Origin of the sequence: Streptomyces aurantiacus JA 4570, from assembly GCF_000414115.1 — a bacterium.
Classification (GTDB): Bacteria; Actinomycetota; Actinomycetes; order Streptomycetales; family Streptomycetaceae; genus Streptomyces; species Streptomyces aurantiacus_A.
In genome coordinates this window covers 1-9,893 of record NZ_AOPZ01000237.1, presented here as the reverse complement: position 1 = coordinate 9,893, position 9,893 = coordinate 1, and the positions used below count along the sequence as shown (strand labels likewise).

General features: G+C 71.8%; 10 protein-coding genes. 6 read left to right on the top strand and 4 right to left on the bottom strand.

The genetic code is table 11. The features are described 5' to 3' along the window. Positions 1 to 23: 23 nt before the first annotated feature. Positions 24 to 1,220 carry a class I SAM-dependent methyltransferase gene (locus STRAU_RS22700; RefSeq protein ID WP_016642716.1) on the bottom strand — a complete coding sequence of 399 codons (1,197 nt, stop codon included), beginning with the start codon at positions 1,218 to 1,220 and terminating at the stop codon, positions 24 to 26. Between the two features lie 82 nt (positions 1,221 to 1,302). On the opposite strand from STRAU_RS22700, the gene STRAU_RS22695 reads away from it, so the two are divergent. The 3 genes from STRAU_RS22695 (at position 1,303) to groL (ending at position 4,905) form a co-directional block, all read left to right on the top strand. Further along, positions 1,303 to 2,226, top strand: a complete 924-nt coding sequence (locus STRAU_RS22695; protein WP_037661200.1) for a polysaccharide deacetylase family protein — start codon at positions 1,303 to 1,305, stop codon at positions 2,224 to 2,226. A gap of 583 nt (positions 2,227 to 2,809) precedes the next feature. Continuing rightward, a complete protein-coding gene (gene groES, locus STRAU_RS22685) occupies positions 2,810 to 3,118 on the top strand; it encodes a co-chaperone GroES (RefSeq protein WP_004955293.1) in 309 nt (102 codons plus the stop codon). 164 nt (positions 3,119 to 3,282) lie between these two features. Then, a complete protein-coding gene (groL, locus tag STRAU_RS22680; protein ID WP_016642713.1) occupies positions 3,283 to 4,905 on the top strand; it encodes a chaperonin GroEL in 1,623 nt (540 codons plus the stop codon). Between the two features lie 195 nt (positions 4,906 to 5,100). Here the strand turns inward: groL and STRAU_RS22675 are convergent, their stop codons facing one another. After that, positions 5,101 to 5,874, bottom strand: coding sequence for an SDR family NAD(P)-dependent oxidoreductase (locus tag STRAU_RS22675; RefSeq protein ID WP_016642712.1), 774 nt, complete (start codon positions 5,872 to 5,874; stop codon positions 5,101 to 5,103). Between the two features lie 79 nt (positions 5,875 to 5,953). Then, complete coding sequence (locus tag STRAU_RS22670) at positions 5,954 to 6,631, bottom strand: MOSC domain-containing protein (RefSeq protein ID WP_016642710.1); 678 nt, start codon at positions 6,629 to 6,631, stop codon at positions 5,954 to 5,956. An 81-nt stretch (positions 6,632 to 6,712) separates the two neighbouring features. On the opposite strand from STRAU_RS22670, the gene STRAU_RS22665 reads away from it, so the two are divergent. Next, positions 6,713 to 7,609: a LysR family transcriptional regulator gene (locus STRAU_RS22665; protein WP_016642711.1), complete on the top strand. Its 897-nt coding sequence runs from the start codon at positions 6,713 to 6,715 to the stop codon at positions 7,607 to 7,609. 79 nt (positions 7,610 to 7,688) lie between these two features. On the opposite strand, the gene STRAU_RS22660 is transcribed toward STRAU_RS22665, so the two are convergent. After that, on the bottom strand, positions 7,689 to 8,006 hold the full coding sequence (locus STRAU_RS22660; RefSeq protein ID WP_016642709.1) for a WhiB family transcriptional regulator: 318 nt from the start codon (positions 8,004 to 8,006) through the stop codon (positions 7,689 to 7,691). Positions 8,007 to 8,428: 422 nt separating this feature from the next. On the opposite strand from STRAU_RS22660, the gene STRAU_RS22655 reads away from it, so the two are divergent. Both STRAU_RS22655 and STRAU_RS22650 read left to right on the top strand, forming a co-directional pair. Next, positions 8,429 to 9,040: a response regulator transcription factor gene (locus STRAU_RS22655; RefSeq protein ID WP_003948568.1), complete on the top strand. Its 612-nt coding sequence runs from the start codon at positions 8,429 to 8,431 to the stop codon at positions 9,038 to 9,040. Positions 9,041 to 9,306: 266 nt separating this feature from the next. Further along, positions 9,307 to 9,882, top strand: a complete 576-nt coding sequence (locus STRAU_RS22650) for a sigma-70 family RNA polymerase sigma factor (RefSeq protein ID WP_016642708.1) — start codon at positions 9,307 to 9,309, stop codon at positions 9,880 to 9,882. Positions 9,883 to 9,893: the final 11 nt, after the last annotated feature.

Here is a 9,893-nt window from a genome sequence, read left to right as displayed (position 1 = left end):
GGGGGCGGAGCCCCCAGTTCGGGTTACGCGGCCGGGCGCCCCACCAGCATCGTGGGGGCGCCCCCGACCCGGGTGAGGAACACCGTGGCGGACCCAGGCCCCTGGGGCTTCACCTTGCGGCGGAGTTCCTCCGGTTCGACCGCCGAGCCGCGCTTCTTCACGGTGAGGACACCGACCCCCCGCTCCCGCAGCAACGCCTTCAACTTCTTGACGTTGAACGGCAGTTGGTCGGTGATCTCGTAGGCGGTGGCGTACGGCGTGGCGACGGCCGCGTCGGACGTGACGTACGCGATGGTCTCGTCGATGAGCCCGCCGCCGACGCGTGCGGCGACCTCGGCGACGAGGTGGGCGCGGATGACGGCCCCGTCGGGCTCGTACAGATAGCGCCCGACGGCCCGGACACCCGGGTCGGGGAGCATCGTGGCGAGCGGGGAGACCAGGGTGTCCCCGGCGGGCAGCAGCGTGGCCCGGTGCGAGGCGGGCGCGCCGCCGCCGAACCAGAGGACGGCCTCCTTCACGTCACCGCCGTCCGAGATCCACTCGGCCTCCGCCTCGGCGGGCACGGCGTCGTGCGGAATGCCGGGGGCGATCTTCAGGGCGGCGCGCGGCGCCTTCCGGGCGGCCTCGACGGCCCAGGAGAGCGGCGGCGAATACGCCTCGGGGTCGAAGATGCGGCCGCGCCCGCCGCGCCGGGCGGGGTCCACGAACACGGCGTCGTGCGAGGACGTGTCGATGTCCGTGACGTCCGCCTCGCGGACGTCGATGAGGTCGGCCAGGCCCAGGGCTTCGGCGTTGGCGCGGGCGACCGCGCAGGTCAGCGGGTCACGGTCGACGGCCAGGACGGCGACCCCGGCGCGCGCGAGCGCGATCGCGTCGCCGCCGATGCCGCAGCAGAGGTCGGCGACGGAGCGCACGCCGAGGGCCTTGAAGCGCCGCGCGCGGTACGTCGCCACGGACGTGCGCGTGGACTGCTCGACGCCGTTCGGCGTGAAGAACATGCGGGCGGCGTCCGCGGCGCCGAACTTCGCGACCGCCCGCTGCCGCAACCGCGCCTGCGCGAGCGCGGCGGACACCAGCTCGGCGGGGTGATCGCGGCGCAGCCGGGTGGCGGCCGCCAGCTCCTGGCTCGGTTCGACGTCCCGTACGGCTTCGAGGAGGGCGCGGCCCTCGTCGGTGCGGAGCGCGGCGAAGGAGGCAAGCGGATCGTTCACGCCGCCCATTGTGGGCCAGTCGGTGGAAGGTGCGCGTACGGCGGCGGTGTCGGCCCGGCGCGCGACAGCCGGACTGCGAGGATCCGGCGCCATGCGACTAGTACGACAAAACGAACAATCCGCGCGGAGGCCGGGGAAGAGGCCGGCGAAGGGCAAGCTCGCCGCCGGGGCCCTCAGCGCCGCCGTCGTCGCCACCGCCATCGCCTCCGGCTGCGCCTCCGACGCCGACGGGCGCGCCGGCGCCCACGGCCCGCCCGCCGACGCGATGCGGGAGTACGCCGACGACCTCCGGGCGAAGCAGGCCGCGCGGGCCGCCGCGGCCAAGCGCTGGGGGCTCACGAGCACCCCGCTGGCCGCGCCGCCCGCGCCCGCCGTCAAGCCGCGCCTCACCACCCGCAAGGGCTTCGAGGTCGAGGGGCAGGCGCAGTTGCCGCCGGTGTTCACCACCATCCCCACCAAGGACAAGGTCGTCTTCCTGACGGTCGACGACGGCGCCGAGAAGGACCCGGCGTTCCTGCGGATGATGACCGACCTGAAGATCCCGTACACCGCGTTCCTCAGCGACTACCTGGTCAAGGAGGACTACGGGTACTTCAAGCGGATGCAGAAGCGTGGCGTCGTACTGAACAACCACACGCTCAACCACCGCTATCTGCCGGGGCTCTCCTACGAGGGGCAGCGGCGGGAGATCTGTGGGATGCAGGACTTGATCCAGAAGCGGTACGGCAAGCGGCCCGAGCTGTTCCGGCCGCCGTACGGGAACTACAACCGCGACACCCTGCGCGCCGCGAAGACCTGCGGCGTCAGGGCGGTGCCGCTGTGGGCGTCCGAGGGCTTCGCCGACCACATGGAGTGGCGCGAATGGGACAAGGACCTGCACCCGGGCGACATCATCCTCACGCACTTCCGCGGCCGCGAGGACTGGAAGGGCACGATGCCGGACATGGTCCGCACGGTCCTGAAGACGGTCACGGCCAAGGGGTACGCCGTGGCGCGCCTCGAGGACTACCTGTGAACCGGCCCGCGCGGGGCCGCGGGCCCGCGCGGGCCCGGATGGCGGCCGCGGCCGCGGCGCTGTTCCTGCTCACCGGCTGCGCGCAGTCCGTCGACCCGATCGAACGGCTCGGACGCAAGGCGGCCGAAAAGATGCCCTCGAAGAAGGCCGGGCCCTCACCGGGCTGCGTGCGGCCGGGCACGGACGCGCGGGCCGAGCGCCCCGGAAGCGGGCGGAGCCCCGGCGCGGCCTCGCCCCACGCGGAAGCCGGCGCACACCCGGAAGCCGGTGCCCGCGCGGGAGCGGAACCAGGCGGGCGGGTGGGACCCGACACGCGGGCGGAACCCGGCGCGCGGCCCGGACGTTGTCCGGGCGCGGGACCCGCGGCCCCGGCCCCGGCGCCCCGCGCCGACCCCCCGTAAAGCCGCCGCATTGGCACTCCGCTTGACCGAGTGCTAATCGTCGTCCTAGTCTCGGGCCTGGCACTCCCCACTGGAGAGTGCCAACAGCGACGGGCAGGTCCGGCACCCGCGACGACGGATCGACCTGGTCGCCACCTCAGATCAGTTAACCCCGCGAGATCTCCGAAGGGGGAGGTCGGATCGTGACGACCGCCAGCTCCAAGGTTGCCATCAAGCCGCTTGAGGACCGCATTGTGGTCCAGCCGCTCGACGCCGAGCAGACCACGGCCTCTGGCCTGGTCATCCCGGACACCGCGAAGGAGAAGCCCCAGGAGGGTGCTGTCCTCGCCGTCGGTCCGGGCCGCTTCGAGAACGGCGAGCGCCTGCCGCTCGACGTGAAGGTCGGCGACGTCGTGCTCTACAGCAAGTACGGCGGCACCGAGGTGAAGTACAACGGCGACGAGTACCTCGTCCTCTCGGCCCGCGACGTGCTCGCGATCATCGAGAAGTAATCGAGAAGTAGTCGTACCTGCTTCATCTGCAGATTTTTTGCTTGCGCTGCGCCCCTGGTCACCCCGCTGATTGCCGGGCGGCGAGGGGCGCGATGCGTTTGCTGCATGTTTCCCGGGGGTTCCCCCCGGACCCCCCGAGTTTCCGAGAGGGCTGAACCGCTCCCATGGCGAAGATCCTGAAGTTCGACGAGGACGCCCGTCGCGCCCTCGAGCGCGGCGTCAACAAGCTTGCCGACACGGTCAAGGTGACGATCGGCCCCAAGGGTCGCAACGTCGTCATCGACAAGAAGTTCGGCGCCCCCACCATCACCAACGACGGTGTCACCATCGCCCGCGAGGTCGAGGTCGAGGACCCGTACGAGAACCTCGGCGCCCAGCTGGTGAAGGAGGTGGCGACCAAGACCAACGACATCGCGGGTGACGGCACCACCACCGCCACCGTGCTCGCCCAGGCCCTGGTCAAGGAGGGCCTGCGCAACGTCGCCGCCGGTGCCTCCCCGGCCGCCCTGAAGAAGGGCATCGACGCCGCGGTCAAGGCGGTCTCCGAGGACCTCCTCGCCACCGCCCGTCCGATCGACGACAAGTCCGACATCGCCGCCGTGGCCGGGCTCTCCGCCCAGGACCAGCAGGTCGGCGAGCTCATCGCCGAGGCGATGGACAAGGTCGGCAAGGACGGTGTCATCACCGTCGAGGAGTCCAACACCTTCGGTCTGGAGCTGGACTTCACCGAGGGCATGGCCTTCGACAAGGGCTACCTGTCGCCGTACTTCGTGACGGACCAGGAGCGCATGGAGGCCGTCCTCGAGGACCCGTACATCCTCATCCACCAGGGCAAGATCTCCTCCATCCAGGACCTGCTGCCGCTCCTGGAGAAGGTCATCCAGGCCGGCTCCTCCAAGCCGCTGCTGATCATCGCCGAGGACGTCGAGGGCGAGGCCCTGTCGACCCTGGTCGTGAACAAGATCCGCGGCACCTTCAACGCCGTCGCGGTGAAGGCCCCCGGCTTCGGCGACCGCCGCAAGGCGATGCTCGGCGACATGGCCACCCTCACCGGCGGCACCGTCGTCGCCGAGGAGGTCGGCCTCAAGCTCGACCAGGTCGGCCTGGACGTGCTCGGCACCGCCCGCCGCGTGACGATCACCAAGGACGACACGACCATCGTCGACGGCGGGGGCAACTCCGGTGACGTCGAGGGCCGCATCGCGCAGATCAAGGCCGAGATCGAGGCCACGGACTCCGACTGGGACCGCGAGAAGCTCCAGGAGCGCCTCGCGAAGCTGGCCGGCGGCGTGTGCGTCATCAAGGTCGGCGCCGCCACCGAGGTGGAGCTGAAGGAGAAGAAGCACCGTCTGGAGGACGCCATCTCCGCGACCCGCGCCGCGGTCGAGGAGGGCATCGTCTCCGGTGGTGGCTCCGCGCTGGTGCACGCCGCGAAGGTGCTCGAGGGCAACCTCGACCTGACCGGCGACGAGGCCACCGGTGTCGCCGTCGTCCGCCGCGCCGTCGTCGAGCCGCTGCGCTGGATCGCCGAGAACGCCGGCCTCGAGGGCTACGTCATCACCACCAAGGTGGCGGAGCTGGACAAGGGCTTCGGCTTCAACGCCGCGACCGGCGAGTACGTCGACCTGGTCAAGGCCGGCGTCATCGACCCGGTCAAGGTGACGCGCTCCGCGCTGGAGAACGCCGCGTCCATCGCCTCCCTGCTGCTCACGACCGAGACGCTGGTCGTCGAGAAGCCGGCCGAGGAGGAGCCCGAGGCGGGCCACGGTCACGGTCACTCGCACTGACCCGAGCCGTCGGCTGACCTGAGCGGTCGCTGAGGCCCGACTCCCCGTCGCGGGGGGTCGGGCCTCGGTCGTTCCGGTTTCCGTCTCGCGGCTTCGCGTCTGCCTGGTGCTGTCGCGTTGCCGACTGCGGGGCGTGGTCCGTCCTCGCGCAGTTCCCCGCGCCCCTTTGGGGCGCGTGCCTATTGGGGCGCGTTCCTACTTCGGGCCGTACTTCCGGCCCGTCCGTGACGTCACGCCGCCGATGAGTGCCCTCGGCGTCACCTTCACCAAGCCCATCATGGCCTTGTACCTCGGGTCCGGAACGGACAGGGACTTGCCGCGGGCCAGGTCGGCCAGGGCCGCCTTGACCAGCTTGTCCGCGTCGAGCCACATCCACTTGGGGATGTTGTCGGTGCCCATGCCGGCCCGCTCGTGGAACTCCGTACGGACCAGGCCCGGGCACAGCGCCATCAACCGCACCCCGGAGCCCTCCAGGTCCCGCGCCGCGCCCTGCGTGAACTGCACGACCCACGCCTTGGACGCGCCGTACGTCCCGCGCGGCACGAACGCCGCGACCGAGGCGACGTTGACCACGCCGCCGCGGCCCCGCTCGCGCATGGCCTCCGTCGCCGCCGACGTCAGCCGGAGCACCGCCTCGCAGTGCACCTTCAGCATCGTCAGCTCGTCGGCGAGCGGGACCTCCAGATAGCGGCCCTTGTTGCCGAAGCCGGCGTTGTTGACCAGCAGGTCGACCCCGTCACGACGGCGGGCGAGGCGCTCCTCGACGGCCGCGATGCCGTCCTCCGTGGAGAGGTCGGCGGTCAGCACCTCCGCCTCGATGCCATGCCGGTCGTGCAGCTCGGTCGCCTGCTCCCGCAGCCGTTTCGTGTCGCGCGCCACCAGGACGAGGTTGTGGCCGTCGGCGGCCAGGCGCCGCGCGAAGGCCGCGCCGATGCCCGCGGTCGAACCCGTGATGAGAGCCGTAGTCATGGACCAAGGCTAGTGAGGACCGGACCGTCCCCGCGCCACGAGCCCGGCCCCGGGCGCCCGGCGCGGCACCGACCCGGCGTCAGCTTCCTTGCTGCCCAGTGGTCTTGAGGTACTTGAGTGCCCTCGCCGTCGACTCGGGGTGCAGCGCGTCCCCGGCGTCGAGGAGGCGCGGCAGCAGCGTCCGCTCCGTCGTCACCGCCCGGAACTGCAGGGCGACGGTGATCTCGTGGTCCGGGCGGTGCACGATCTCGACCTGGTCGCCCGCCCGGATCTCGCCGGGCTCGAGGACCCGCAGATAGGCGCCCGGCAGCACGGTCTGCGTGAACCGCCGCACCCAGCCCTTCTCGCCCACGTGGCCCTGGAACGTACGGCACGGGATGCGCGAGGAGGTCACCTCGAGGAGCAGGTCCGGGCCGACGCGCCAACGCTCGCCTATCCGCGCACCGTTCACGTCCACCCCGGACGTCGTGAGGTTCTCGCCGAAGCCGCCGTTGCGCAGCGTCCGGCCGAGCAGCCGCTCCCACTCGTCGAGGTCCTCGCGCGCGAAGGCGTACACCGCCTGGTCGTTGCCGCCGTGGTGGCTCAGGTCGCAGATGGTGTCGCCGCTGAGGCCGCTGCCGCCGGTGCCCTTCGGCCCTGGCGCCGTCACCCGGACGGCCCCGTCGACGGGTTCCTTGTCGATCCCTGTTCTTCCGCCGGGGGTATCGGTGTAGTCGACGGACTTGGCGCGGCCCACGTTCACGGAGAGAAGCTTCATGCCGCAAAGGCTAAGCGAGCGCTCCTCAAAGCCGCCACGCAATATTGGGCGGCAGGCCCAAGCGTCGCTTATGCTCGCCTCATGATCGAGGCCCGTCATCTCCGTGTCCTGCGCGCCGTGGCCGCCACCGGCTCCTTCTCGGCGGCGGCCCGCGAGCTCGGCTGCACCCAGCCCGCCGTCAGCCAGCAGATGAAGGCCCTCGAGGCGTCGGCGGGCACGCCGCTGCTGATCCGCACCGGCCGCGAGATGCGCCTCACGCAGGCGGGCGAGGCCCTGGTCCGGCACGCCGCGGGCATCCTCGCCGGGCTCACCGCGGCCGAGGAGGAGGTCGCCGCCATCGCGGGGCTGCGCGCGGGCCGCGTCCGCCTCGTCTCCTTCCCGAGCGGTTCGTCCAGCCTCGTGCCCGGCGCGCTCGCCGCCCTGCGCGCCGCGCACCCCGGCACTCGCGTCTCCCTGGAGGAGGCCGAGCCGCCGCGCTCGGTGGAGATGCTGCGCGAGGGCGACTGCGACGTGGCGCTCGCCTTTCGGTACGCGGGAGCCGCGGGGGCGGAGGAGTGGGAGGACCTGGTCGTGCGGCCCCTGCTCGCCGACCGGCTCGTCGGCCTCGTACCGGAGGAGCACCGCCTGGCGAAGGCGCGGAGCGTGACGATCGGTGAGCTGGCCGACGAGTCGTGGATCGCGGGCTGTCCGCGCTGCCGGCGGCAGTTGGTGGAGGTTTGCGAGAGCGCGGGCTTCGTCCCCCGCATCGACTTCGCCACGGACGACTATCCGGCCGTGGTCGGCCTGGTCGGGGCGGGGCTTGGCGTCGCGGTGCTGCCCGAGCTGGCGATCGAGTCGGTACGTCCGAAGGGGGCCCGCGCGGTGACGGTGGAGCCGGCCGTGCGGCGGGAGATCGTCGCGCTCACTCTGCCGGACCTGGCGCAGGTGCCGGCGGTCGCGGCCACGCTCGACGAGCTGGCGCGGGCCGCGGCGCGCTGAGCGCGGCCGTGCGGGGCTGAGCCCGCCGGTGCGTAGCGGAGTCGTGCGGGGCTTGGCCCGCCTGTGCAGAAACGTTCCTTCAGGGGGCGGCGCCGCCGCCCGCGGTGGTGACCAGGCGGTTGCGGGCCCGGCCCATCAGTTCCTCGCGCTCGTCCTCGGTCAGTCCGCCCCACACGCCGTACGGCTCGCGCACCGCGAGCGCGTGCGCGGCGCACTCCGCGCGCACCGGGCACCGCATGCAGACCTCCTTGGCCGAGTTCTCGCGCGCGCTCCGTGCCGCGCCGCGCTCGCCCTCCGGGTGGAAGAAGAGCGAGCTGTCCACCCCGCGGCAGGCCGCGAGGAGCTGCCAGTCCCACAGATCTGCGTTCGGTCCGGGAAGGCGGGAGAAATCTGCCATTGCGTGTCTCCTGGTTGCCGTTCTGACGCCGATACGGTGCCCATGACCGTACATCTACTGTCTAAGGAGATGAAAATATGACTCATTGCGAATCTAGCCACAGACACCAGGAAAAGGGAAGAAAAGCCGCTAAATGGGGCATAGCTCTTGACTGAGCCGGTCGGGTGCCGGTCGGGAGCCGGTCGGAGCCCGGTGGGCGGACGCATCCGTCCGCGCCTTCTGTGCCGTGTCCGCGCCCTCACGTAGAGTGCCGAAGGTGGCTGTCTGACCCCGTAACTCTTTCGAGTGACCGTCGTTGAGAGTGCGGAGGCGGTTGAAAGAACAAGCGCTCGGGCAGGTGTCCGAGTGCGTCAACCGCACAGGTGACGACTTGTACCAGCCTGGAGGCTCAAGGTGACGCGCATCAGCTGCGGAGGACGGCCATGACATCCGTCCTCGTCTGCGACGACTCCCCGCTCGCCCGAGAGGCGCTGCGCCGCGCGGTCGCGACCGTGCCCGGCGTCGAGCGCGTGACGACAGCGGCCAACGGCGAGGAAGTCCTCCGCCGCTGGGGCGCCGACCGCTCGGACCTGATTCTGATGGACGTACGCATGCCCGGACTGGGCGGCGTGGAGACCGTGCGGCGGTTGCTCTCCGCCGACCCCGGAGCGCGCATCATCATGCTCACGGTCGCCGAGGACCTGGACGGGGTCGCCCTCGCGGTCGCCGCCGGGGCCCGCGGCTATCTGCACAAGGACGCCTCGCGCGCCGAGCTGCGCGCGACCGTCACACAGGCCCTCGCCGACCCGACCTGGCGGCTTGCCCCGCGCCGGCTGCGCTCGGCCGAGATGGGCGCCGCGCCCACGCTCACCGCGCGTGAGATCCAGGTCCTCGAAGGGATGAGCCACGGCCGGTCGAACGCCGAGATCGGCCGCGAGCTCTTCCTCTCCGAGGACACGGTGAAGACGCACGCCAGGCGCCTGTTCAAGAAGCTCGGCGCCTCGGACCGGGCGCACGCGGTGGCGCTCGGCTTCCGTTGGGGTCTGGTTCGCTGAGCGGGCTCTGGCGGGGGCATGGTGTTTCCCGCCCGCCGTGCGGCGGGCGGGGCCATGGAGGCCCGTCAGCGCCCTCCTCGGGAGCGGCTTGTGGCGCTTCGCCGCCGATGCCGCATCCTTGAGGTGTGGAGTTCCTTGGGGACGAGTCGGCCGAGCGGGAGGGGAGGGTGCGGGAGATGAGTTCCAGCGCACCCGCTCATAACGCTTCAGTGCACAACAACGGACGCGGTGCCACGGATCCGTCGGCGCCAAGGCACCATGGACCGATGCGCGATGACAAGACGACGGTGATCGGTGCCCTCGTCCTACGCGCCGTCGAGGGGGACGAGCAGGCCACACACGACCTGTTGGCCCACGTCCACCCGCTCGCGCTGCGGTACTGCCGCACCCGGCTCTCCCGACTTCCCGGGGACGCGCGGCACTTCGTCGAGGACCTCGCGCAGGAAGTCTGCGTCGCCGTGCTGCTCGCGCTGCCGCGCTATCGGGACACGGGGCGGCCCTTCGAAGCCTTCGTCTTCGCGATCGCCGCGCACAAGGTCGCCGATCTGCAGCGGGCCGCGATGCGGCATCCCGGGTCGACCGCCGTGCCCTCGGACGAGATGCCCGAGCGGCCGGACGACTCGCTCGGGCCCGAGGAGCGGGCGCTGCTCAGCAGTGACGCCGAGTGGGCCAAGAAGCTGCTCGCCAACCTGCCGGAGAATCAGCGGGAGCTGCTGCTGCTGCGCGTCGCCGTCGGCCTCACGGCCGAGGAGACCGGGCAGATGCTCGGCATGTCCCCCGGCGCGGTCCGGGTGGCCCAGCACCGGGCGCTCAGCCGCTTGCGCGCGCTGGCGGAGCAGTAAGTCTTCCCCCA

Coding starts and splice junctions, on each gene's coding strand:
- STRAU_RS22670 (WP_016642710.1), bottom strand. CDS start 6,631: ATGAAGCTTCTCTCCGTGAACGTGGGCCGCGCCAAGTCCGTCGACTAC.
- STRAU_RS22675 (WP_016642712.1), bottom strand. CDS start 5,874: ATGACTACGGCTCTCATCACGGGTTCGACCGCGGGCATCGGCGCGGCC.
- STRAU_RS22665 (WP_016642711.1), top strand. CDS start 6,713: ATGATCGAGGCCCGTCATCTCCGTGTCCTGCGCGCCGTGGCCGCCACC.
- groL (WP_016642713.1), top strand. CDS start 3,283: ATGGCGAAGATCCTGAAGTTCGACGAGGACGCCCGTCGCGCCCTCGAG.
- STRAU_RS22650 (WP_016642708.1), top strand. CDS start 9,307: ATGCGCGATGACAAGACGACGGTGATCGGTGCCCTCGTCCTACGCGCC.
- STRAU_RS22660 (WP_016642709.1), bottom strand. CDS start 8,006: ATGGCAGATTTCTCCCGCCTTCCCGGACCGAACGCAGATCTGTGGGAC.
- STRAU_RS22655 (WP_003948568.1), top strand. CDS start 8,429: ATGACATCCGTCCTCGTCTGCGACGACTCCCCGCTCGCCCGAGAGGCG.
- STRAU_RS22700 (WP_016642716.1), bottom strand. CDS start 1,220: ATGGGCGGCGTGAACGATCCGCTTGCCTCCTTCGCCGCGCTCCGCACC.
- STRAU_RS22695 (WP_037661200.1), top strand. CDS start 1,303: ATGCGACTAGTACGACAAAACGAACAATCCGCGCGGAGGCCGGGGAAG.